This window comes from Klebsiella sp. BIGb0407 (genome assembly GCF_024807845.1).
GTDB lineage: Bacteria > Pseudomonadota > Gammaproteobacteria > Enterobacterales > Enterobacteriaceae > JGM124.
On sequence record NZ_JANUEQ010000006.1, the window covers coordinates 232,020 to 255,967 of the forward strand.

Annotated in this window: 18 protein-coding genes; 12 read left to right on the plus strand and 6 right to left on the minus strand. The window is 49.6% G+C overall.

What is annotated here, in order from left to right; genetic code table 11:
• Positions 1 to 6: 6 nt before the first annotated feature.
• The 4 genes from hofC to nadC form a co-directional block, all read right to left on the minus strand.
• Positions 7 to 1,236, minus strand: coding sequence for a protein transport protein HofC (gene hofC, locus M2387_RS18280; protein ID WP_259051440.1), 1,230 nt, complete (start codon positions 1,234 to 1,236; stop codon positions 7 to 9).
• The gene (gene gspE, locus M2387_RS18285; RefSeq protein WP_259051442.1) at positions 1,199 to 2,563 is read right to left on the minus strand and encodes a type II secretion system protein GspE; all 1,365 of its coding nucleotides are present in this window, start codon (positions 2,561 to 2,563) and stop codon (positions 1,199 to 1,201) included. Before gspE ends, hofC begins: the two co-directional genes overlap by 38 nt.
• Complete coding sequence (gene ppdD, locus M2387_RS18290; RefSeq protein WP_259051444.1) at positions 2,563 to 3,009, minus strand: prepilin peptidase-dependent pilin; 447 nt, start codon at positions 3,007 to 3,009, stop codon at positions 2,563 to 2,565. Before ppdD ends, gspE begins: the two co-directional genes overlap by 1 nt.
• 187 nt (positions 3,010 to 3,196) lie before the next feature.
• Positions 3,197 to 4,087: a carboxylating nicotinate-nucleotide diphosphorylase gene (gene nadC, locus M2387_RS18295; RefSeq protein ID WP_259051445.1), complete on the minus strand. Its 891-nt coding sequence runs from the start codon at positions 4,085 to 4,087 to the stop codon at positions 3,197 to 3,199.
• An 82-nt stretch (positions 4,088 to 4,169) separates the two neighbouring features.
• Between nadC and ampD the strand changes: the two genes are divergently transcribed.
• Both ampD and ampE read left to right on the plus strand, forming a co-directional pair.
• Positions 4,170 to 4,733 carry a 1,6-anhydro-N-acetylmuramyl-L-alanine amidase AmpD gene (ampD, locus tag M2387_RS18300; RefSeq protein WP_259051446.1) on the plus strand — a complete coding sequence of 188 codons (564 nt, stop codon included), beginning with the start codon at positions 4,170 to 4,172 and terminating at the stop codon, positions 4,731 to 4,733.
• Entirely contained in the window at positions 4,730 to 5,584 is an 855-nt protein-coding gene (ampE, locus tag M2387_RS18305; protein WP_259051447.1) for a beta-lactamase regulator AmpE, read from the plus strand. The genes ampD and ampE overlap by 4 nt, the downstream gene beginning before the upstream one ends.
• A 47-nt stretch (positions 5,585 to 5,631) precedes the next feature.
• Here the strand turns inward: ampE and aroP are convergent, their stop codons facing one another.
• On the minus strand, positions 5,632 to 6,996 hold the full coding sequence (gene aroP / locus M2387_RS18310; RefSeq protein ID WP_259051448.1) for an aromatic amino acid transporter AroP: 1,365 nt from the start codon (positions 6,994 to 6,996) through the stop codon (positions 5,632 to 5,634).
• 538 nt (positions 6,997 to 7,534) lie between these two features.
• Here aroP and pdhR point away from each other — a divergent pair.
• The 5 genes from pdhR to acnB all read left to right on the plus strand — a co-directional run bounded on the left by pdhR (position 7,535) and on the right by acnB (position 17,510).
• Positions 7,535 to 8,299, plus strand: coding sequence for a pyruvate dehydrogenase complex transcriptional repressor PdhR (gene pdhR / locus M2387_RS18315; protein ID WP_259051449.1), 765 nt, complete (start codon positions 7,535 to 7,537; stop codon positions 8,297 to 8,299).
• A 159-nt stretch (positions 8,300 to 8,458) separates the two neighbouring features.
• Positions 8,459 to 11,119 carry a pyruvate dehydrogenase (acetyl-transferring), homodimeric type gene (aceE, locus tag M2387_RS18320; RefSeq protein ID WP_259051450.1) on the plus strand — a complete coding sequence of 887 codons (2,661 nt, stop codon included), beginning with the start codon at positions 8,459 to 8,461 and terminating at the stop codon, positions 11,117 to 11,119.
• Positions 11,120 to 11,133: 14 nt separating this feature from the next.
• Positions 11,134 to 13,011, plus strand: a complete 1,878-nt coding sequence (gene aceF, locus M2387_RS18325) for a pyruvate dehydrogenase complex dihydrolipoyllysine-residue acetyltransferase (protein ID WP_259051451.1) — start codon at positions 11,134 to 11,136, stop codon at positions 13,009 to 13,011.
• Positions 13,012 to 13,223: 212 nt separating this feature from the next.
• Entirely contained in the window at positions 13,224 to 14,648 is a 1,425-nt protein-coding gene (lpdA, locus tag M2387_RS18330) for a dihydrolipoyl dehydrogenase (protein WP_259051557.1), read from the plus strand.
• A gap of 264 nt (positions 14,649 to 14,912) precedes the next feature.
• Positions 14,913 to 17,510: a bifunctional aconitate hydratase 2/2-methylisocitrate dehydratase gene (gene acnB / locus M2387_RS18335; protein WP_259051452.1), complete on the plus strand. Its 2,598-nt coding sequence runs from the start codon at positions 14,913 to 14,915 to the stop codon at positions 17,508 to 17,510.
• Positions 17,511 to 17,577: 67 nt separating this feature from the next.
• On the opposite strand, the gene ygbI is transcribed toward acnB, so the two are convergent.
• Positions 17,578 to 18,351 (minus strand): DNA-binding transcriptional repressor YgbI, encoded by a 774-nt coding sequence (gene ygbI / locus M2387_RS18340; RefSeq protein WP_259051453.1) that lies wholly within the window; start codon positions 18,349 to 18,351, stop codon positions 17,578 to 17,580.
• 322 nt (positions 18,352 to 18,673) lie between these two features.
• Here ygbI and ltnD point away from each other — a divergent pair, with 322 nt between their 5' ends.
• The 5 genes from ltnD to M2387_RS18365 all read left to right on the plus strand — a co-directional run bounded on the left by ltnD (position 18,674) and on the right by M2387_RS18365 (position 23,942).
• Positions 18,674 to 19,585, plus strand: a complete 912-nt coding sequence (gene ltnD / locus M2387_RS18345; RefSeq protein ID WP_259051455.1) for an L-threonate dehydrogenase — start codon at positions 18,674 to 18,676, stop codon at positions 19,583 to 19,585.
• A complete protein-coding gene (gene otnK, locus M2387_RS18350) occupies positions 19,585 to 20,862 on the plus strand; it encodes a 3-oxo-tetronate kinase (protein WP_259051560.1) in 1,278 nt (425 codons plus the stop codon). Before ltnD ends, otnK begins: the two co-directional genes overlap by 1 nt.
• Positions 20,855 to 21,511, plus strand: a complete 657-nt coding sequence (gene otnC, locus M2387_RS18355) for a 3-oxo-tetronate 4-phosphate decarboxylase (protein ID WP_259051457.1) — start codon at positions 20,855 to 20,857, stop codon at positions 21,509 to 21,511. The genes otnK and otnC overlap by 8 nt, the downstream gene beginning before the upstream one ends.
• A 17-nt stretch (positions 21,512 to 21,528) precedes the next feature.
• On the plus strand, positions 21,529 to 22,305 hold the full coding sequence (gene otnI, locus M2387_RS18360; RefSeq protein WP_259051563.1) for a 2-oxo-tetronate isomerase: 777 nt from the start codon (positions 21,529 to 21,531) through the stop codon (positions 22,303 to 22,305).
• 278 nt (positions 22,306 to 22,583) lie between these two features.
• A complete protein-coding gene (locus M2387_RS18365) occupies positions 22,584 to 23,942 on the plus strand; it encodes a GntP family transporter (RefSeq protein ID WP_259051460.1) in 1,359 nt (452 codons plus the stop codon).
• The last annotated feature ends 6 nt before the right edge of the window (positions 23,943 to 23,948 follow it).

The window sequence follows — 23,948 nt, forward strand, 5'->3', positions numbered from 1 at the left end:
GCTATGTTATCCCATCACCTCGCCCAGGTTAAAAATGGGCAGATACATGGCAATCACCAGTACGCCAATAATTGCGCCAATAATCACTATCATCAAAGGTTCGAGCCGTGCGGTGAGGTTCTCAGCCTGTTCCTCGGCTTGCTGAGTATGCCAGTTTGCCAGGCGTTCCAGCATTAAATCCAGTGATCCGGACTCTTCACCAACCCGAATCAATTGCCGGCATAAGGGTGTAAAACAGACTGTTGTCCCTAGTGCCTGCCAGAAAGGCGTTCCCACGGCGATTTCACCTCTGATATTGTTAATCTGCTGATGCCAGAGTCGTTGTGACAGGGTGTTACCTGCTGCTGACAACCCTTGTAATAGCGGAATACCGGCTTGCTGAGTCAGTGCCAGAACGGTAAATATCTGGCTCAGGATCTGACCACGCCAGAGAGGGGCAATAAGCGGAAGAGTCAGTAACACTCGCTGCTCCTGTATTTGCCATTCTGGCTTGTGCTTACGGACAAACATTATCATCACTCCCAGCAATATTAGCAGAGGTCCGCCAGGTAAAGCCCACTGTGTGAGCCATTCAGCACCCGTAATAATTGTTCGGGTCAGCGTGGGAAGTGGAGCATTAAATGACTGATAGATCTGTGCAAACTCCGGCAATACAAAACCCAGCATACCGACAGTCACCATTGAGGCGATAAGCAGAATAAAGAGTGGATAACGCAGAGCCTTATGCACTTTCTTTTGTAGCTGATAAAGCTGTTCTTGTTGTATCGCGAGGTGCTGGCAGCACTCTGCAAGTTTACCCGTGAGTTCGCCGGTATGGAGCAGGGCGATAAAGAGAGGCGGAAAGATTCGCGGCCAGGCTTGTAATGCTTCTGCAAAGGGTATGCCTTTAGTGACCTGACTTTTAATATTTTGTAGCAGGGCAGACCACTCCGGTTTGGGATGCTGTTCGGCTATTAGCGTTAAGGTATCTGTCAGGGTGATACCCGCTTTGAGTAACACGGCTATTTGTTTTATGAATTCAATCTTATCGGGCATTGCGGAACGAAACAGCGATATTCCCCAGCGCCTTCTGGCCGAGACTAACAATAACTGCTGTTCCGCCAGCTGCTGCGTCAGAGTGGATTTTCCGTTAATTAACATTACACCCCGTTTGAGTGCGCCCTGGCTATCAATCGCTTTCCAGTTCCAGAGATGAATATCAGCCATCATGGTGGCCCAGAACGCGATAAACCTCATCCAGGCTGGTTATTCCTTGAGCCGCGGCGCGACAGCCATTTTCGAACAGCGTCGTCATTCCCGATTGCCTGGCGATATCTTCCAGTTCAGTTGCATTCTGGCCCTGGTTGATAAGGCCTCCCAGCGTTTCAGAGACAGGGAGCACTTCAAAAAGTGCGGTACGCCCGTAATAGCCGCTGTAACAGTGGTTGCAGCCTGTAGCTTGCCAGTAGGCTGCTGATAATGGCTGTTCAGGCGAGTTTTGCGGCGGCTGGCGGCAATGCAGGCAAAGTTTTCTTACCAGGCGCTGAGTGACTATCAGCCGCAAACTTGAGGTCAGGACATCACGTGGAATATTGAGTTGTTCCAGGCGCATTAAGGTTCCAATGGTGGAGTGGGTATGCAGCGTTGACAGAACCAGATGCCCGGTTTGAGAGGCTTTAATGGCGATATCGGCCGTTTCACTGTCACGAATTTCGCCGATCATTATCACATCAGGATCCTGGCGTAACAGTGCGCGCAAAAGCGTGCTATAGGTCAGGCCTGCTTTAGTATGGAGTTGGGTTTGATTTAAGCCGCTTAACGGGATCTCAATAGGATCTTCAACCGTACAAATATTACGATGAACCTGATTTAATCGGGTCAGGGCGCTATAGAGTGAAAGTGTTTTACCGCTGCCTGTTGGGCCGGTTATCAGTATCAGCCCTTGTGGAGAAGCGAGAGCGCGGTGAAAACGTAACGACTCTTCAGCAGGCATACCCAGCGTATCAATATCAAAACAGTGGCTGGTTTGCTGTTGCAGGCGTAACACCAGTTTTTCACCGTAACGACAAGGCAGGGTGGAAACCCGAAATGAAGCCTGATGCTCTCCATCCTGATAATCCATCTGTCCATCCTGGGGCAGGCGTTTTTCTGCAATATCGAGACTGGCCAGAACTTTAAGCCTGGCGGTGAGTTGAGCGGCAATCGAGCCGGGCAGTAAGGGCTGAGCATGCAGTACGCCATCAATGCGCAAGCGAATGCGATAAGTCGTCTGACCGGGTTCAAAATGGATATCTGAGGCGCGCTGCTGAATGGCGGTGCTCAATACTTCATTTAATAGCTCGGCGAGGGAATTGCCTGATACCTCTTTGCTGGCTGACAGAGCATAGAGAGCCTGCCATAGCGCTATCCGTTGAACGGGCCAGGTCTCTAGTTGAATCGGCTTATCGCAGATAAAACTTAATGCAGAGAGCATCTGTTCTGCTGGTGGCTTCGACGATGCAATACGTAAAGCCTGGTCTGTCTCTTCTATCAGTAGCGCATTATATTGCTGACAAATGGAGCCTATTTGTTGTGACGTCGTCATTACATTGCGCCATCATTATCAAAATGGAAAACGTCTTCACAGGAATGAAGCAGTTTACTGTTCTGAGGTGCACGACACTCGCGTGTCCAGCGTATTGTGCCTTCACTGGCATTCCACTGTGGAGTGAGTACCACAATCAACCCTTGAAGCGTTTCCCGCCCGGCTAAAGCTACTACCCCACGAGTGATATTCATTTCACCGATATAACGTGTCGTATAAGGGAGAGGGATATCATGGCTGCCACTATTACAGTTTTCCAGGCCACCCTGGGTTAATCCACATAGTTCGATATGATTACGCTGGTGACCAAAGGTTTGCAGCATATCGGTCAGCGCCGCTTTACTGATATAGCCCTGATAGGCGGGAATACCGATGGCACTGAGGATGGCGATGATGGCGATAACCACCATCAGTTCAATTAAGGTGAATCCTTTCTGGTTATGCATAGCCTGCTCCGGGTGATGTATTAATCCCAGAGTGACAGGCACAACTTACGATAACCAGCCAGCAAAAAATCAAACAGGGAGTGTGCTTCAGGAAAAGCGGGGAGGGTTGCAGAGGATGACAATGAAAGTGGAAGCAGCAGCGATAACAGCACAACAGGGCGAGTTTAACCTCGCCCTGTCAGTGTACTTATTTAAAGCGCATCGACAGGTCGAGGGCGCGAACATGTTTGGTCAGTGCGCCGACCGAGATATAGTCAACGCCAATCTGAGCCAGGCTACCGATGGTCTCTTTGGTGACATTTCCAGAGACTTCGAGGCGCGTTTTTCCCTGGGCCATTTCAACCGCTTTGCGCATCTGCTCTTCATCGAAGTTGTCGAGCATAATGATATCAGCACCTGCATTCAGGGCTTCGGTAAACTCTTCCAACGACTCAACTTCCACTTCGACCGGCACATCCGGATGCAGCCAGAAGGCTTTTTCTACTGCCTGACGCACTGAGCCTGAAGCAATAATATGGTTTTCTTTAATCAGAAAAGCATCGGATAAGCCCAGGCGATGGTTGCTGCCGCCGCCGCAAAGTACGGCATATTTTAAGGCAGTACGTAACCCAGGCAGAGTTTTCCGGGTATCCAGCAGGCGCGTTTTCGTGCCTTCGAGTAGTTTAACGTAAGTGCGGACTTCGCTGGCGACACCGGAGAGAGTCTGTACAAAGTTCAGGGCGGTACGTTCACCGGTTAATAAAATGCGCGCTGAACCTTCCAGTTCAAACAACGGCTGGTTAGCGGTAATTTCATCACCATCTTCCACATGCCAGGTAATTTTGACGCTTTTATCTAACTGGATGAATACTTCTTCAACCCAGCGTTTACCGCAAAAAATGCCATCTTCACGTGTAATAATCACCGCATGAGAGCGACTGTCGGCAGGTAATAACTGAGCAGAGATATCATTATCTGGGGAGGCATCTTCGCCTAAGTCTTCACACAAGGCTTGTGAAACAGCTCTGGGAATATCAAGACTCATACGTTCAAGAAGCTCGTCACGTCTGTGGTCGGGATTATAAATACGCGGCGGCATGATAAAACTCCAAATGAATAAGTGATTAATGTTTCATGCTACTCTGAAGCGATATCAAGTACCACTCAAAGGAGAGCCTCGGATGCACCTGAAAGACGGTTGGTTGTCGGATGTTAAACACGTCCCCTCCCCACATTGTGACGAACGTCCGGAGGAAGAAAAGCCATCATTGCTGATCGTGCACAATATCAGTTTGCCGCCGGGAGAGTTTGGTGGTCCGTTTATTGACGCTCTGTTTACCGGAACTCTTGATCCACAAGCCCACCCCTATTTTGCCGGAATTGCCCAGTTACGTGTTTCTGCGCATTGCCTTATTCGTCGGGATGGTGAGATTATTCAATATGTTCCGTTTGATAAACGGGCATGGCATGCTGGCGTCTCTCAATATCAGGGGCGGGAACGCTGTAATGATTTTTCTATTGGTATCGAGCTGGAAGGGACAGATACTCTGGCCTATACCGAGGCGCAGTATCAGCAGCTTGCACAGCTGACTGCATTATTGATAGAACAGTATCCCCAGATAGCACAACATATGACGGGGCACAGCGATATTGCCCCAATACGTAAAACCGATCCCGGACCGGCATTTGACTGGCGCTATTTCCATCAGCATGTCGGCCAGATAATAAATAAGGACAGCCAATGACACTCTTTACTCTGTTGCTGGTATTTATTTGTGAACGGTTTTTTAAAACCGGCGAACACTGGCAGTTTGATAGTCGGCTGAGTGTCCTGTTTAAACGCATCACTCATTTTTCTCTGGCAGGAACGCTGGTGATGACAGCGCTTTGTATGCTGGTGGTCTTCCTGGTAATGGAAACCTTGGAGGGCGTGCTGTTTAATCTTCCGTTACTGGTCTTTTGGGTTGCGCTGGGCGTGTTGTGTATCGGTGCTGGAGAGGTACGTTTACACTATCATGCCTATCTTAAAGCGGCGCATCATGACGATGCTAATGCCAGGCAGGCGATGGCGAGTGAGCTAACGCTTATTCACGGCATTCAGCCAGAATGCAGTGAAAGAGAGTATTTACAGGAATTACAGAATGCGCTGATATGGATTAACTTCCGCTTCTATCTGGCACCGCTATTCTGGTTAGTTATCGGTGGCTTATGCGGACCAGTGTTCCTGGCCGGTTATGCTTTTCTGCGCGCATGGCAAACCTGGCTAGTACGCTATCATTCCCCGCACGAGCGTTTACGCTCCGGGATTGAGGTGATTCTGCATGTGGTGGACTGGGTGCCGGTTCGGCTGATTGGCGTTGTTTATGCGCTGTTAGGGCATGGGGAGAAGGCGCTTCCTGCCTGGTTTGCTTCACTGACCGATCGCCATACATCCCAGTATCAGGTGTTGACGGAGCTGGCTCAATATTCGTTAGCGCGTGAACCGCACTTTGATAGCATTAAAACCCCTAAAGCTGCGGTTTCCATGGCGAAGAAAGCCTCGCTGGTGATTATTGTCGTGGTATCGTTACTGACGATTTACGGGACATTGATCTGATAATGATTAACCAGGAAGGGGTCTCCTTCCTGGTTTTTAGTGCAGACTTATGCAGCCTTACGTTTCTTCTCTTTAATCAAGTAGCCTACCGCCAGAACGGCAATCCACACCGGGATCAGCCAGACAGAAATCGCCATTCCAGGTGTCATCAGCATAATGACCAGTACTGCGGCCATAAACACCAGGCAGAGCCAGTTACCCCAAGGATAGAATAATGCCTGGAAGCGGGTGACAACGCCTTTCTGCTGCATCGCACGGCGGAACTTAATGTGCGCGAGGCTTATCATCGCCCAGTTAATGACCAGGGCTGACACCACCAGTGCCATCAGCAGGCCGAATGCCGAGTCCGGTGCCAGGTAGTTGATCAGCACGCACAGAGCGGTAAAGGCCGCGGAAGTCAGCAGGGTATTAATTGGCACGCCACGCTTATCGACTTTTTTCAGGAACTTCGGTGCATTGCCCTGCTGCGCCAGACCAAACAGCATACGGCTATTACAGTAAACGCAGCTGTTATAGACAGAAAGTGCCGCAGTCAGTACCACGATGTTCAGCGCATTCGCCACAAAACTATCGCCTAGTTCATGGAAAATAAACACAAACGGGCTGACTTCGGAGGTTACACGGGTCCACGGCATCAGCGACAGTAAGATAGTCAGAGAGCCAATATAGAAAATCAGAATACGGTAGATAACCTGATTGGTGGCTTTAGGAATACTCTTTTCCGGATTATCGGCTTCTGCTGCAGTAATACCTACCAGCTCAAGCCCGCCGAAGGAGAACATAATGATAGCCATCATCATGACCAGCCCGGTCATACCGTGAGGTAAGAACCCGCCCTGATCCCAGAGGTTACTGACGGAGGCCTGTGGGCCGCCATTACCACTGAACAGCAACCAGCCGCCAAACAGAATCATCGCAATAACCGCCACGACTTTAATGATGGCAAACCAGAACTCCATCTCACCGAATACTTTGACGTTATTCAGGTTGATAAGGTTGATAATCACGAAGAAGGCAGCAGCGGAAACCCAGGTTGGGATCTCCGGCCACCAGAACTGAATATATTTCCCTACCGCAGTTAGTTCGGCCATGGCGACCAGAACATACAATACCCAGTAGTTCCAGCCGGAAGCAAAACCGGCGAAAGGTCCCCAGTATTTATAGGCAAAGTGGCTGAATGAACCTGCTACCGGTTCTTCAACGACCATCTCACCTAATTGGCGCATGATTAAAAATGCAATAAACCCTGCAATCGCATAACCCAGAATAATTCCCGGACCTGCAGACTGAATAACGGATGCGCTACCCAAAAATAACCCGGTACCGATAGCTCCACCCAGCGCGATGAGCTGAATATGGCGGTTTTTGAGGCCGCGCTTCAGCTGGTCGTCTTGCTGCAGACTTTCCATCATAGAACCCCGTAAAAATATCTGCGCCGTATCTGCCCGTTATACTGTACAGAGATAGGCGCTGGTGTTGTTGTATTATCCCGTAGTATGTAAATTTATATTTACACTTATGGTTTTTGTTATTTTGCGGGTATGACTTCCGCTCAGCAAAGAATAGTGATAATCGCCAGCGTTTGCACCTGCTTTATAGGGGGTAATAATAGGAAAAATGAATGAAATGAGAGATGAACGACAATAATGCCAGCACAAAGAGTCTTAAAAATGAACAATAAGCAGTGAATTAATATGAAACGATTTTAATTGCAGAGGGTCTGATGATTACCGAAGAGGGTTACTCGCTCATTTTAGCGACAGCCACAATGTTAATACCTGTTTATCAATTTGAAACGTTCTTTCTGTAAGGTTAGGAAAATGTGCTCGGGTTAATGTTTTCTGGCAAAACCTTTATGGACAGAAGGTGAATACTTTGTTACTTTTAGCCCTAAGAACTGATAATTGGTCTTACCAATTAACTCTGAGCTACCGGCAAAGATAGGGTACGATGGCCTACAGCAAAATCCGCCAACCGAAATTATCCGATGCGATTGAGCAGCAGTTAGAGTCTCTCATCCTCGAGGGGACCTTGCGCCCTGGTGAAAAGCTGCTTCCTGAGCGCGAGCTTGCAAAGCAATTTGATGTTTCACGTCCCTCATTGCGTGAGGCGATTCAGGGTCTTGAAGCGAAGGGGTTATTACTCCGTCGCCAGGGTGGTGGCACTTTTGTACAAAATAGCTTGTGGCAGAGCCTGAGCGATCCGCTGGTTGAACTCCTTTCCGAACACCCTGAATCTCAGTTTGACTTGCTTGAAACTCGTCATGCGCTGGAAGGGATTGCTGCATACTATGCAGCACTTCGCGGAACGGATGAAGACCTTGAGCGCATCAGTCATTGCCATACCGCTATTAAAGACGCTCAAGAGTCTGGCGACAGTGATGCCGAGTCTGACGCAGTAATGCAGTATCAAATTGCTGTCACTGAAGCTTCACATAATGTTGTTCTGCTTCATCTGTTACGCTGTATGGAACCGATGCTTGAGCAAAACGTTCGCCAAAATTTTGAATTACTCTATGCCCGTAGCGAAGTGCTGGGGCAGGTGAGTAGCCATCGCGCCAGCATTTTTGCGGCGATTATGGCTCGCCAGCCCGAACAGGCTCGAGAAGCCTCGCATCGTCACCTGGCTTTTATTGAGGAAATATTGTTGGAACGTAGTCGTGAGCAAAGCCGTCGTGAACGCTCGCTTCGTCTCTTCCAGCAACGCAAGGATTAAGCGTTATACATACCCAAAATAATTTGAGTTGCTTGAAGTATGACGGGTATAAGCGCGCGGTAATGAAAGGTAGAACCTGTCTTATTGGATTTTTCCACAAAAGTGCAATAAGACAGGTTCCAGATAATCAACTTTAAACACAGATAAGGAATACCCCCCATGTCAGAACGTTTACCCAATGACGTGGATCCGATCGAAACTCGCGACTGGCTCCAGGCGATCGAATCGGTCATCCGTGAAGAAGGTGTTGAGCGTGCTCAGTATCTCATTGACCAACTGTTATCTGAAGCCCGCAAAGGCGGAGTGAAAGTAGCGGCTGGTGCAGGTACCAGCAACTATGTAAACACGATAGCTGTTGAAGATGAGCCGGAATATCCGGGCAATCTGGAACTGGAACGTCGTATTCGTTCTGCTATCCGCTGGAACGCCATTATGACCGTACTGCGTGCGTCTAAAAAAGACCTCGATCTGGGCGGCCATATGTCATCATTCCAGTCTTCAGCAACAATCTATGAAGTGTGCTTCAACCACTTCTTCCGTGCACGCACTGAGGCTGATGGCGGTGACTTGGTTTACTTCCAGGGCCACATCTCTCCGGGCGTTTATGCTCGTGCCTTCCTTGAAGGTCGCTTGAGCGAAGATCAGATGAATAACTTCCGTCAGGAAGTTCACGGTAACGGTCTGTCTTCTTATCCGCACCCGAAATTGATGCCAGAATTCTGGCAGTTCCCGACCGTATCTATGGGTCTGGGTCCAATCGGTGCTATCTATCAGGCTAAGTTCCTGAAATATCTTGAGCACCGTGGTCTTAAAGATACGTCTAAGCAAACCGTTTATGCCTTCCTGGGCGACGGTGAGATGGATGAACCAGAATCCAAAGGTGCGATTACTATCGCAACCCGTGAAAAACTGGATAATCTGGTCTTCATCATTAACTGTAACTTACAGCGCCTTGATGGCCCGGTTACAGGTAATGGCAAAATTATCAACGAACTGCAAGGTATCTTTGAAGGTGCTGGCTGGAACGTGATTAAGGTTATGTGGGGCGCCCGTTGGGACGAACTGCTGCGTAAAGACACCTCCGGTAAACTTGTTCAGCTGATGAACGAAACCGTTGACGGTGACTACCAGACCTTTAAATCTAAAAACGGCGCTTATGTTCGTGAGCACTTCTTCGGTAAATACGCAGAAACTGCTGCTCTGGTTGCTGACTGGAGTGATGATCAGATCTGGGCTCTGAACCGTGGTGGTCATGATCCTAAGAAAATCTACGCTGCGTTCAAAAAAGCACAAGATACCAAAGGTAAAGCGACTGTTATCCTGGCCCATACCATCAAAGGTTACGGCATGGGTGAAACCGCAGAAGGTAAGAACATCGCTCACCAGGTGAAGAAAGTGAACATGGATGGCGCACGCTATATCCGTGATCGTTTCAATGTGCCAGTATCCGATGAAGACTTGCCAAACCTGCCTTATATTAAATTTGCTGAAGGCAGCGAAGAGCATACCTATCTGCACGCTCAGCGTCAGAAGCTGAACGGCTACCTGCCGACGCGTATGCCAAAGTTCACCGAGAAACTGGATCTGCCTAAACTGGAAGATTTCCAGCCGCTTCTTGAAGAGCAGAACAAAGAAATCTCTACCACCATCGCTTTCGTTCGTGCCCTGAACGTCATGCTGAAGAGCGGTATCAAAGATCGCCTCGTGCCAATCATTGCCGATGAAGCGCGTACCTTTGGTATGGAAGGTCTGTTCCGTCAGATCGGTATCTACAGCCCGAACGGCCAGCAATATACTCCGCAGGACCGTGAGCAGGTTGCTTACTACAAAGAAGACGAAAAAGGTCAGATTCTGCAAGAAGGGATCAACGAACTGGGTGCCGGTTCTTCATGGCTTGCTGCTGCGACTTCTTACAGCACCAACAACTTGCCAATGATTCCATTCTACATCTACTACTCCATGTTCGGTTTCCAGCGTATTGGCGACCTGTGCTGGGCAGCAGGTGACCAGCAGGCGCGTGGCTTCCTGGTAGGGGGTACTTCAGGTCGTACGACTCTGAACGGTGAAGGTCTGCAGCACGAAGATGGCCACAGCCATATTCAGTCACTGACTATTCCTAACTGTATCTCTTATGACCCTTCTTACGCTTATGAAGTGGCTGTCATTATGCATGACGGTCTGGAGCGTATGTATGGTGAGAAACAAGAGAACATTTACTACTACATCACGACTCTGAACGAAAACTACCACATGCCGGCTATGCCAGCAGGTGCCGAGGAAGGTATCCGTAAAGGTATCTACAAACTCGAAACTCTGGAAGGTAGCAAAGGTAAAGTTCAGCTGTTAGGTTCAGGTTCTATCCTGCGTCACGTTCGTGAAGCAGCACAGATTCTGGCAAATGACTACGGTGTAGGTTCTGATGTCTTCAGCGTAACTTCCTTCACTGAACTGGCACGTGATGGCCAGGATTGTGAGCGCTGGAACATGCTGCATCCAACCGAAGAGCCACGTGTACCTTACGTTGCTCAGATTCTGAGTGAAGCGCCTGCTGTTGCTTCCACCGACTATATGAAATTGTTCGCAGAACAAATCCGTAACTTCATCCCAGCCAGCGACTATCGCGTTCTGGGTACCGATGGTTTCGGTCGTTCTGATAGCCGTGAAAATCTGCGTCACCACTTTGAAGTTGATGCTTCTTATGTGGTTGTTGCGGCACTGGGTGAACTGGCTAAACGTGGTGAGATCGATACGCAAGTGGTAGCTGACGCTATCAAGAAATTTAATATCGATGCAGATAAAGTAAACCCACGTCTGGCGTAAGAGGTAAATAGACAATGGCTATCGAAATCAAAGTACCAGACATCGGTTCTGATGAAGTTGAAATCACCGAAATTCTGGTCAAAGTGGGCGATAAAGTTGAAGCTGAACAATCGCTTATTACCGTAGAAGGCGACAAAGCCTCTATGGAAGTCCCGTCTCCACAGGCAGGGATCGTCAAAGAGATCAAAATCTCTGTTGGTGAGAAAACTGAGACTGGCAAACTGATTATGATTTTCGAATCCGCCGAAGGTGCAGCAGCTGCTGCACCGGCGAAGGCTGAAGAGAGCAAAGCACCAGCAGCACCGGCTGCTGCAAGTGCAGCAAAAGAAGTGACTGTGCCAGACATCGGTGGTGATGAAGTTGAAGTTACCGAAATCATGGTTAAAGTCGGCGACAAAGTTGCTGCTGAGCAGTCACTGCTTACCGTTGAAGGCGACAAAGCTTCCATGGAAGTTCCGGCTCCGTTTGCTGGCACCGTGAAAGAAATCAAAATTGCCGCTGGCGATAAAGTGTCTACCGGTTCACTGATCATGGTCTTCGAAGTTGAAGGCGCAGCACCTGCGGCGGCTCCGGCCTCTGCACCTGCTGCAGCCGCTGCGGCACCTGCTGCTGCAACCGGTGCTAAAGACGTGAACGTTCCGGATATCGGCGGTGACGAAGTCGAAGTGACCGAGATTATGGTTAAGGTTGGCGACAAAGTTGCTGCCGAACAGTCACTGATTACCGTTGAAGGCGATAAAGCTTCCATGGAAGTTCCGGCTCCGTTTGCTGGCACCGTGAAAGAAATCAAAATTGCTGCTGGCGATAAAGTGTCTACCGGTTCACTGATCATGGTCTTCGAAGTGGAAGGCGCAGCGCCTGCTGCGGCTCCAGCACCGACTGCTGATGCACCTGCTCCAGCTGCCGCTAAACCAGCAGCTCCGGCAGCTAAAGCTGAAGGCAAGTCTGAGTTTGCTGAAAACGACGCTTACGTTCACGCTACCCCACTGATTCGCCGTCTGGCGCGTGAGTTTGGTGTTAACCTGGCGAAAGTCAAAGGAACCGGACGTAAAGGCCGTATCCTGCGTGAAGACGTTCAGGCTTATGTGAAAGACGCGGTTAAACGTGCAGAAGCGGCACCTGCGGCTGCGGCTGCCGGTGGCGGTCTGCCAGGCATGCTGCCATGGCCGAAAGTTGACTTCAGCAAGTTTGGTGAAGTCGAAGAAGTTGAACTGGGTCGTATCCAGAAAATCTCTGGTGCTAACCTGAGCCGTAACTGGGTGATGATCCCGCACGTTACGCACTTCGACAAAACCGATATCACCGATCTGGAAGCGTTCCGTAAGCAACAGAACGTTGAAGCTGAAAAGCGTAAACTGGATGTGAAAATCACCCCAGTCGTCTTCATTATGAAGGCTGTTGCCGCGGCGCTTGAGCAGCTGCCACGCTTTAACAGTTCACTGTCTGCAGATGCTCAGACGCTGACGCTGAAGAAATATATCAATATCGGTGTTGCGGTTGATACGCCAAACGGTCTGGTTGTGCCAGTATTCAAAGATGTGAACAAGAAAGGCATCATTGAACTGTCACGCGAACTGATCGAAGTGTCTAAAAAGGCACGTGCGGGTAAACTGACCGCAGGCGATATGCAAGGCGGATGTTTCACCATCTCAAGCCTTGGCGGTATCGGAACGACTCACTTTGCCCCAATCGTGAATGCGCCAGAAGTGGCTATTCTCGGTGTCTCCAAGTCAGCTATGGAGCCAGTCTGGAACGGTAAAGAGTTCGTACCGCGTCTGATGATGCCAATTTCGCTCTCCTTCGATCACCGTGTTATCGACGGTGCGGACGGTGCGCGCTTTATCACCATCATCAACAATACGCTGTCAGATATTCGCCGTCTGGTGATGTAATTGACGAAGCCGGCCAATCGGCCGGCTTTTTTCTGTTAATCTCATCAAGTTATCAAGGATTAACGGACGTATACCTAAGACGTTTTGTCGTTTGTTGTTTCAAAATTGTTAACATTTTTGTAAAATAATCAGCGATAGAACGTCCCGGTGGATGATGGGCGTTAAAATAACTAAATAACGTCAGACTGCCGGAAACCAATTAAGAGGTCATGATGAGTACTGAAATTAAAACTCAGGTCGTGGTACTTGGGGCAGGTCCTGCGGGCTACTCTGCTGCTTTTCGTTGCGCAGACTTAGGTCTGGAGACTGTCCTGGTTGAGCGTTATAGCACCCTGGGTGGTGTTTGTCTGAACGTCGGCTGTATCCCTTCTAAAGCTTTGCTGCACGTGGCTAAAGTGATTGAAGAAGCGAAAGCGCTGGCTGAACACGGTATTGTTTTTGGTGAACCAAAAACCGATATCGACAAAATTCGTACCTGGAAAGAAAAGGTTATTAACCAGCTGACCGGTGGCCTTGCAGGTATGGCTAAAGGCCGTAAAGTTAAAGTCGTTAACGGTCTGGCTAAATTTACTGGCGCTAACACCCTGGTGGTTGATGGCGAAAATGGCCCGACTACCGTTAACTTCGATAATGCGATTATCGCAGCGGGTTCACGTCCAATTGAACTGCCATTTATCCCGCATCATGACCCACGTATCTGGGACTCAACTGACGCGCTGGAGCTGAAAACCGTTCCTGAGCGCCTGCTGGTTATGGGTGGTGGTATCATCGGTCTGGAAATGGGTACCGTTTACCATGCTCTGGGTTCACAGATTGACGTAGTTGAAATGTTTGACCAGGTCATTCCAGCGGCAGATAAAGACATCGTTAAAGTCTTTACCAAGCGCATCAGCAAGAAGTTTAACCTGATCCTGGAAACCAAAGTTACCGCCGTTGAAGCTAAAGAAGACGGTATCTATGTGACCATGGAAGGCAAAAAAGCGCCTGCCGAACCACAACGTTATGATGCAGTGCTGGTTGCTATCGGCCGCGTACCTAACGGTAAGAATCTTGATGCAGGCAAAGCTGGCGTTGAAGTTGACGACCGTGGCTTTATCCGCGTTGATAAGCAAATGCGTACCAACGTGCCGCACATCTTTGCTATCGGCGATATCGTCGGTCAGCCAATGCTGGCACACAAAGGTGTACATGAAGGCCACGTTGCCGCTGAAGTTATCTCTGGTCTGAAGCACTACTTCGACCCGAAAGTGATTCCTTCAATTGCCTATACTGAGCCAGAAGTTGCCTGGGTAGGTCTGACTGAGAAAGAAGCGAAAGAGAAAGGTATTAGCTACGAAACGGCTACCTTCCCATGGGCGGCATCTGGCCGTGCTATCGCTTCTGATTGTGCAGACGGCGTGACCAAGCTGATTTTCGACAAAGAAACGCATCGTGTTATCGGTGGTGCTATTGTTGGTACTAACGGCGGCGAGCTGCTGGGTGAAATCGGCCTGGCGATTGAGATGGGTTGTGATGCTGAAGATTTAGCACTGACTATCCACGCTCACCCAACCTTGCATGAATCTGTCGGCCTGGCCGCAGAGATCTTCGAAGGCAGCATTACGGATTTACCTAACGCGAAAGCGAAGAAAAAATAATCCGGGTTCTATCCTGCCATCTAAAAAACGATCCATAATGGGTCGTTTTTTTTGTTTATAGCTCATAACGAAAAGTAATCTGTCAGCCTTAACGATTCAGCCAAGATTTAATGTTGCTTTTTTGTAAACACATTAACAGTGGCTGCAAATCCTGCTATGCTGCCCGACGCGAGACCGGGCATTTACCCTACAGACTGCTGCTCACAGGAGCGTGAAGAGAGAAGCCTGGTGGCGCCATATGATAATGATAGTGAGGAGAATGTCGTGCTAGAAGACTACCGTAAGCACGTGGCTGAGCGTGCTGCTGAAGGGATTGTTCCAAAACCCTTAGATGCCACCCAATTGGCCGCATTGGTTGAATTGCTGAAAAATCCACCGGCAGGCGAAGAAGAATTCCTGCTGGACCTTATTACCAATCGTGTCCCGCCAGGTGTTGATGAAGCGGCTTATGTAAAAGCGGGCTTCCTGGCTGCTATCGCCAAAGGTGAAGCAACCTCTGCGCTGATTTCCCCTGAGAAAGCTATTGAACTACTGGGTACCATGCAGGGCGGTTATAATATTCATCCGCTCATCGATGCCCTTGATAACGAAACTCTGGCACCAATCGCTGCTAAAGCACTCACCCATACGCTGCTGATGTTCGATAACTTCTACGATGTAGAAGATAAAGCAAAAGCGGGCAACACCTACGCTCAACAGGTTATTAAAGCCTGGGCTGATGCCGAATGGTTCCTTTCTCGTCCAAAACTTGCTGAGAAAATTACTGTTACCGTCTTCAAAGTCACCGGTGAAACTAACACCGATGACCTTTCCCCAGCCCCTGATGCCTGGTCGCGCCCTGATATCCCACTTCATGCTTTAGCGATGCTGAAGACTGAACGTGAAGGTATTGAACCAGACAACAACGGTACTATCGGCCCGATTAAGCAAATCGAAGCCCTGAATAAAAAAGGTTTCCCGTTAGCTTATGTAGGTGACGTAGTCGGAACCGGTTCTTCACGTAAATCCGCCACTAACTCCGTACTGTGGTTTATGGGCGAAGATATCCCATACGTGCCTAACAAACGCGGCGGCGGTGTAGTACTCGGCGGTAAAATTGCGCCAATCTTCTTTAACACTATGGAAGATGCCGGTGCTCTGCCAATCGAGGTTGACGTCTCTGACCTGAATATGGGGGATGTGATTGACATCTATCCATACCTTGGCGAAGTACGTAATCACGAAACCAACGAACTGATTGCTTCCTTTGAGCTGAAAACTGACGTTCTGCTGGACGAAGTTCGTGCGGGTGGTCGTATTCCACTGATCATCGGTCGTGGCCTGACAACCAAGGCGCGTGAAGCTTTATCTCTGCCGCACAGTGACGTTTTTGTCCAGGCGAAAGATGTTGCTGAAAGTACTCTCGGTTACTCCCTGGCACAGAAAATGGTTGGCCGTGCTTGCGGCGTAGCAGGTATTCGTCCGGGCGCTTACTGTGAACCTAAGATGACCTCTGTCGGTTCCCAGGACACCACCGGTCCAATGACCCGTGATGAGCTGAAAGACCTCGCCTGCCTCGGCTTCTCAGCCGATTTAGTGATGCAGTCTTTCTGCCACACTGCGGCTTATCCTAAGCCGGTTGACGTGACCACTCACCATACTCTGCCGGACTTCATCATGAACCGTGGCGGTGTTTCGCTGCGTCCGGGAGACGGCGTTATTCACTCCTGGCTGAACCGTATGCTGCTGCCAGATACCGTCGGTACCGGCGGTGACTCCCACACCCGTTTCCCGATTGGTATTTCTTTCCCGGCGGGCTCCGGTTTAGTCGCGTTTGCTGCGGCAACCGGCGTGATGCCACTGGATATGCCTGAATCAGTACTGGTGCGCTTTAAAGGCGAAATGCAGCCGGGTATCACCCTGCGTGATTTAGTGCATGCGATTCCCCTGTACGCTATTCGCCAGGGCTTGCTGACGGTTGAGAAAAAAGGGAAGAAAAACATCTTCTCTGGCCGCATCCTGGAAATTGAAGGTCTGCCAACGTTAAAAGTTGAGCAGGCATTTGAACTGACCGATGCCTCGGCTGAGCGTTCTGCTGCTGGCTGTACCATCAAGCTTGATCGCGAGCCAATTGAAGAGTACCTGAACTCGAATATCGTGCTGCTGAAGTGGATGATTGCTGAAGGTTATGGCGATCGTCGTACTATCGAACGCCGTATTCAGGGCATGGAAAAATGGCTGGCGGATCCACAGCTGATGGAAGCCGACGCTGATGCAGAGTATGCGGCAGTGATCGAAATCGATCTGGCTGACATCAAAGAGCCTATTCTGTGTGCGCCGAACGATCCTGATGATGCGCGTCTGCTGTCTGATGTCGCTGGTGAGAAGATCGATGAAGTCTTTATCGGTTCTTGCATGACCAACATCGGTCACTTCCGTGCGGCAGGTAAACTGCTGGATAGCCACAAAGGGCAACTGCCTACGCGTCTGTGGGTGGCTCCGCCAACCCGTATGGATGCCGCACAGTTGACCGAAGAAGGTTACTACAGCGTGTTTGGTAAGAGCGGGGCACGTATCGAGATCCCGGGTTGTTCCCTGTGTATGGGTAACCAGGCGCGTGTAGCAGACGGAGCGACCGTTGTCTCCACCTCTACCCGTAACTTCCCGAACCGTTTAGGAACGGGCGCGAACGTCTTCCTGGCATCCGCTGAGCTGGCTGCTGTCTCTTCTCTGTTAGGTAAATTACCGACGCCAGAAGAGTATCTGACCTATGTCTCTCGCGTGGATCAAACGGCAGCGGATACTTACCGTTATCTGAACTTTGACCAGCTCAGTCAGTACACTGAGAAAGCAGATGGCGTTATCTTCCAGACTGTTGTTTAAGCTTTAGTCAGCGCGAGCTGAAGAAAAACTAAAATAGAATGGCGACCTCTAAGGGGTCGCCATTTTTTTATCCTTCCTGTTCACCGGCTGTGAGGACTTCAATTCTCATACTCGTCAGGGTCTCTTGTGCCGTCATGGGTAACCCGCTATCGGTAATGACACGATTAAATGCGGTTAAGGGGGTGACCAGGTGGGTGGCGATACGTCCATATTTTGAGGTGTCACACAGCAATATATGGTGACTACTGGATTCTATCGCGGCGCGTTTGACCGCCACTTTATCTTCGTTTGGCGTCGAAATACCGCGTAAACTCCATGAAGATGCAGAGATAAACGCGATATCAATAAATAAGTTCCGCAATGACTGAGCTGCGGCTTCACCGACAGAAGAGCGGTTTTCCCGACATAGCGTACCGCCGGTATGGATAACCCGACACAAACTGTTATCGATAAGAAAACCGGTAATGGCAAAATCATTGGTGACTATCAGCAAATCACTGCGCTCAGCCAGTTCACGGGCCAGCGAAAGCGTCGTCGTACCTGCGTCGAGATAGATACAGCTATTGAGTGGAATATGTCGGGCAGCCAGTTTACCAATAGCGGCTTTCTGCTGGCTGAACATGACGGACTTATCCTGGTGAGAAGGTTCACTGGCTAAACGCTCAGGTGAACGTACCCCCCCTGAAACCGAAAGCAGTAACCCGTCCTCTTCAAGCTTTTGTATATCACGGCGTACCGTCATATGTGAGACGTTAAGACGCTCGGTCAGTTCGTTAATGCTCACGACGCCACGATCCGCGATCAGCGCCAGAATCTGTTGATGACGCTCTACCGGAATCACTGTTTCTGTCCTTTGTTCAAAATAAACCTCATGGTAAATATTGTGATAGGTGTCTGTCAGTGCATCATTATTATCATAAATTCACGTATTCTACTACCGGGGGTATCGTGGTTTTTAGACAATAATTTCAACTAAGTATAATAGTTAACTAACTGATATAAATGATTATTGTTAATTCTTGTTATGCGGTATTTATCATTCCGGGAGAGGGATTACTGTGAGTGTTAAAATATGTGATATCCATCACCGAAAAATCCGATCGGATCCCTTACATTTAACATCAGAGAACAAATAATCACTAATTTTAACAAAGGCTGCCATCATGAAGAACAATTCTGACTATGCTGTTGCCGTAATCGGCTTAGGTTCCATGGGTTTTGGTGCTGCGTCATCTTGCATCAAAGCAGGTTTAGCGACTTATGGTGTCGACCTTAATCCGGATGCACTGTCACGCCTCCAGCAGGCGGGTGCTATCCAGGCGGAAAGCAGGATAGATAGTTTTGCCGATAAGCTGGATGCGGTACTGCTGCTGGTAGTCAATGCCGCTCAGGTGAATGCGATTTTGTTCGGCGAGTCTCAAGTGGCGAGCAAATTAAAACCGGGAACCGTGGTGATGGTTTCTTCAACCATCTCGGCTCAGGACGCGAAGCAGATAGAACAACGTCTGAGCGAACATCAACTAATTATGCTGGATGCCCCGGTATCAGGCGGCGCAGCTAAAGCCGCTGCTGGCGATATGACGGTCATGGCTTCCGGATCCGATCTGGCTTTTGAAAAACTGGCTCCAGTGCTGGATGCCGTCGCCGGTAAGGTTTATCGCATTGGCGAAGAAATTGGCCTGGGTGCAACGGTCAAAATCATTCACCAGTTACTGGCAGGCGTACATATTGCAGCAGGTGCTGAAGCGATGGCTCTGGCAGCTCGCGCTGATATCCCGCTGGACATTATGTATGAAGTGGTTACCAACGCGGCGGGTAACTCATGGATGTTTGAGAACCGTATGAAGCACGTTGTTGACGGCGACTACACCCCGAAATCCGCGGTAGATATCTTTGTGAAAGATTTAGGCCTGGTGACCGATACGGCGAAAGCGCTGCATTTCCCTCTGCCGCTGGCATCGACGGCATTCAATATGTTTACCAGCGCCAGCAATGCGGGTTATGGCAAAGAAGATGACAGTGCGGTTATCAAAATTTTCAGCGGCATTACTCTGCCAGGAAAATCGGAGGCATGATGATTAAGTTAGGGGTTATTGCTGATGATTTCACCGGGGCCACGGATATTGCCAGCTTTCTGGTCAACAATGGCCTGGCCACCGTTCAGTTGAATGGCGTACCGAGCGCAGACTTTCAGGTGGAAGCAGAAGCGGTCGTTATCAGCCTGAAATCTCGCTCCTGCCCGGCAAGCGAGGCGGTCGCTGATTCGCTGCATGCTCTGGAGTGGTTGCAGCAGCAAGGGTGCCAGCAGTTTTACTTTAAATACTGCTCAACCTTTGATAGCACAGAGAAAGGTAATATTGGTCCGGTGACTGACGCCCTGCTGGATAAACTGGGCGAGACGCAGACCATTATTTCACCTTCTTTGCCGGTTAACGGCCGTACGGTATATCAGGGCCATTTGTTTGTCATGGATCAGCTGCTGAGTGACTCGGGTATGCGCCACCACCCGGTTACGCCGATGACTGACAGTAATCTGTTACGCGTTATGGAAAAGCAGGCTCAGGGACAGTGCGGTTCCGTTCCTTATTCGGTGATGGAACAGGGGGCTGAAGCGGTCAGACAGCGTCTTCAGGTACTTAAAAATGAAGGCAAACGTTATGTGGTGCTGGATGCGCTGAACGAGCAGCATTTGCTGACTCAGGGCGAAGCGCTACGTGATATGAAACTGGTCACGGGGGGTTCAGGTCTGGCCATTGGTCTGGCGCGTCAGTGGGCCGGGGAAACACAAAATAGCCAGCCAGCAACCGATGCGGGTAAACCACACTCAGGCTCTGCGGTAGTACTATCCGGCTCTTGCTCTGTGATGACCAATAAACAAGTGGCCCGCTATTTACAGCAAGCGGCGGGGCAGGTGATTGATGTTGCTCGCACCCTGCAAGGTGAGCCAGAGCAACAGGCCTATGTACAGGAACTCACGGACTGGATAGAAGCCCATCGTCAGGATGTACTGGCCCCATTGCTTTATGCCACCTCTTCGCCAGAAGTCCTGGCGGAAATACAGCAACGTTTTGGCTCAGAAGCCAGCAGCCAGGCAGTAGAAAAACTGTTTGCCGATATTGCTGCCAGACTTCAGCAGTCAGGTTTTGAGCGCTTTATCATTGCCGGGGGAGAGACCTCCAGTATTGTTGCTCAAACTTTAGGTATTCAGTCGTTTCATATTGGTCCGACGATTTCCCCTGGCGTACCTTGGGTCCGTTCCACCGATAACACACTTTCACTGGCATTAAAGTCAGGCAACTTTGGCGATGAAGACTTCTTCGCCCGAGCGCAAAAGGAATTTCACTATGCGTGACGCTATGCCAAACCCAGATAACTACTCTGCCAGCGAGCTGCAAGCCCGTCTGGAAATGGTCAAACTCGGGGCTTCTTTTTTCCAGCGTGGCTATGCCACGGGTTCAGCAGGGAATCTTTCCCTGCTGCTGGAAGATGGCAACCTGCTGGCAACGCCTACCGGGTCTTGCCTCGGAGAGCTGAATGTCGACACCCTGTCAAAGGTGACGATGAGTGGTGAATGGTTATCAGGTGATAAACCGTCAAAAGAGGTCAGTTTCCACCGGGCAATCTATCAGAATGATCCTGAGTGTAAGGCTATCGTCCATCTGCACAGTACCTACTTAACGGCACTGTCTTGTCTGGAAGGCCTGAATACTGAAGATGCTATCAGACCTTTCACGCCTTATGTGGTGATGCGGGTCGGTAAAGTGCCTGTGGTTCCTTACTATCGCCCGGGCGACGCCCGTCTCGGTGAGGATTTAGGCAAGCTAGCTTCCCGCTATAAAGCGTTTCTGCTGGCTAACCATGGCCCGGTGGTGACAGGAAAAAACCTGCGTGCCGCTGCCGATAATATGGAAGAGTTGGAAGAAACCGCCAAATTAATATTTATTCTTGGCGACAGAAAAATACGCTATCTCACCGAGCCTGAAATAGCTGAACTTTCCTGAAGATAACGGAGTTAATGATGCCTAAGTTTGCTGCCAATCTTTCGATGCAATTTACCGATGTGCCTTTTCTTGAGCGTTTTAAGGCAGCAAAGGATGCAGGTTTTACTGCCGTCGAATATCTGTTCCCTTATGAATATCCCGCTGAGTTACTGGCGGAGAAATTAACTGAAAATGGTCTCCGGCAGGTGCTGTTTAATACCGCACCCGGGAATATTGCCGCGGGAGAGTGGGGGCGTAGTGCTCTGCCGGGCCGTAGCGCTGAGGCACATGCGGATATTGATAACGCGCTGGAATATGCCCGGGTATTAGGTTGTCCTTCGGTGCATATTATGGCGGGAGTCGTTCCTGAGGGCGCTGATGTCGCAGCATATGAACAGGCTTTTGTCGAAAATATTCGTTATGCGGCGGATAAATTTGCCTCTTATGGCATCAATATTATGCTGGAAGCTTTGAGCCCTAAAGTGAAGCCGGGTTATTTAATGGCGAGCCAGTATCAGACTCTGGCATTACTGAAGCAAATTGATAAACCGAATGTGTTTATTCAACTCGACTTTTTCCATGCGCAAATCGTCGACGGTAACCTGACACAGATTATTCATGATTTAGCTGAACATGTCGGACATATTCAGATTGCCTCCGTCCCGGCGCGTCATGAACCGGATGAAGGCGAAGTCAATTATGATTATATCTTTGAAGAGTTAGACCGGGTTAACTATTCAGGCTGGGTTGGCTGTGAATATAATCCACGCGGAAATACAACCGATGGCCTGGAATGGCTAAATAAATGGCAGTGAAATAATAATTATTTCACTAAAATAAAGTAAGTATTAAATTATCTATACCCAAAATAATTCGAGTTGCCTGTAGGCGCCAAGTCCAACCTGTCGATGAGCATAGATAAACTATGTGATTCGACAGGTTGGACGCAGGCAACACCCAGGCAATTCGAAGTATGAAGGGTATATAAATAGAATCGGCCCCTTTTATTAAGGGGCTATTTAACACCTGCATTTAAAATATAGTCATCGCTTGCCAATAGCGAATAATAAAAAATATTCTTGAGGATAGAAATATGGCCACCTCGCTCTTACTCTGCATTGCACTGGCAGGCGTGTTGCTGCTGCTACTGATGGTTATTAAGTTTAAAGTACAGCCGTTTATTGCCTTACTAGTGGTCAGCCTGTTGGTTGCTTTAGCGACCGGTATTCCAACCCAGGATGTGATGAAAGTTGTCACCACCGGAATGGGTGGCGTACTGGGATCGGTGGCGATTATTATCGGCCTTGGCGCGATGCTGGGCAGGATGATTGAAGTCTCTGGCGGAGCTGAGTCACTTGCACACCGTTTTGCCGAACTGATGGGGCCGGCACTTGTTATTGCAGCCCTGACTATCGCGGCATTTATTCTCGGTATTCCGGTATTCTTCGATGTTGGCTTCATTATCCTTGCGCCAATAATTTATGGTTTTGCCAAGGTAGCTAAAGTCTCACCCATCAAATTTGGTTTGCCTGTTGCGGGTGTGCTGCTGACGGTTCACGTTGCTATGCCTCCTCATCCGGGACCGGTCGCTGCGGCAGGTATTTTAAATGCCGATATTGGCTGGTTAACGATTATCGGGTTACTGGTTTCTATTCCGGTCGGTATTATTGGCTACTGGATAGCCAAAAAAATGAACCGCCGGGAATACTCTCTGTCTGTTGAAGTGCTTGAGCAGCTACAGCTTGCTAAGCCAGAAGATACCACGCCCGGAACCGCCCCGGTCTCTGCGCCTTCTGCGGGGCTGATTGCTGCGCTGATTGTCATCCCGATCGCTATCATTATGCTCGGTACGGTGTCCGCGACAGTGTTGCCTGCGGGTAATCCGATTCGTAACACCATGGCACTGATTGGATCGCCGACAGTTGCCTTACTGATTGCTTTAGCCCTGGCGATGTGGCTTATTGGCCTGCGTCGCGGCTGGTCGCTGGAAAAAGTCAGCGGCGTGATGGGCGATGCTCTGCCTACTGCAGCAATGGTTATCATGGTAACCGGTGCCGGTGGCGTATTCGGTAAAGTGCTGGTGGAGTCAGGGATTGGTAAAGCGCTGGCAGATACCTTAACCGATATTCATCTGCCTCTGGTGCCTGCTGCCTATCTGCTGTCCCTGGCGTTACGTGCTTCGCAAGGTTCTGCTACCGTGGCGATTCTCACCACTTGTGGTTTGCTGAGTGAAGCGGTGACCGGGCTTAATCAGCTTGAGTTAGTGCTGGTGACCCTGGCGGCCTGTTTCGGTGGTTTAGGTCTGTCCCACGTTAATGACTCTGGCTTCTGGATTGTCACTAAATACCTCGGGCTTTCGGTGGCTGATGGTCTGCGTACCTGGACAGTTCTGACGACTATCCTCGGATTCTCAGGCTTTGCCTTCACCTGGGCAATCTGGTCATTTGTCTGATGTTCT

Coding starts and splice junctions, on each gene's coding strand:
- hofC (WP_259051440.1), bottom strand. CDS start 1,236: ATGAGGTTTATCGCGTTCTGGGCCACCATGATGGCTGATATTCATCTC.
- gspE (WP_259051442.1), bottom strand. CDS start 2,563: ATGACGACGTCACAACAAATAGGCTCCATTTGTCAGCAATATAATGCG.
- ppdD (WP_259051444.1), bottom strand. CDS start 3,009: ATGCATAACCAGAAAGGATTCACCTTAATTGAACTGATGGTGGTTATC.
- nadC (WP_259051445.1), bottom strand. CDS start 4,087: ATGCCGCCGCGTATTTATAATCCCGACCACAGACGTGACGAGCTTCTT.
- ampD (WP_259051446.1), top strand. CDS start 4,170: ATGCACCTGAAAGACGGTTGGTTGTCGGATGTTAAACACGTCCCCTCC.
- ampE (WP_259051447.1), top strand. CDS start 4,730: ATGACACTCTTTACTCTGTTGCTGGTATTTATTTGTGAACGGTTTTTT.
- aroP (WP_259051448.1), bottom strand. CDS start 6,996: ATGATGGAAAGTCTGCAGCAAGACGACCAGCTGAAGCGCGGCCTCAAA.
- pdhR (WP_259051449.1), top strand. CDS start 7,535: ATGGCCTACAGCAAAATCCGCCAACCGAAATTATCCGATGCGATTGAG.
- aceE (WP_259051450.1), top strand. CDS start 8,459: ATGTCAGAACGTTTACCCAATGACGTGGATCCGATCGAAACTCGCGAC.
- aceF (WP_259051451.1), top strand. CDS start 11,134: ATGGCTATCGAAATCAAAGTACCAGACATCGGTTCTGATGAAGTTGAA.
- lpdA (WP_259051557.1), top strand. CDS start 13,224: ATGAGTACTGAAATTAAAACTCAGGTCGTGGTACTTGGGGCAGGTCCT.
- ltnD (WP_259051455.1), top strand. CDS start 18,674: ATGAAGAACAATTCTGACTATGCTGTTGCCGTAATCGGCTTAGGTTCC.
- otnK (WP_259051560.1), top strand. CDS start 19,585: ATGATTAAGTTAGGGGTTATTGCTGATGATTTCACCGGGGCCACGGAT.
- otnC (WP_259051457.1), top strand. CDS start 20,855: ATGCGTGACGCTATGCCAAACCCAGATAACTACTCTGCCAGCGAGCTG.
- otnI (WP_259051563.1), top strand. CDS start 21,529: ATGCCTAAGTTTGCTGCCAATCTTTCGATGCAATTTACCGATGTGCCT.
- M2387_RS18365 (WP_259051460.1), top strand. CDS start 22,584: ATGGCCACCTCGCTCTTACTCTGCATTGCACTGGCAGGCGTGTTGCTG.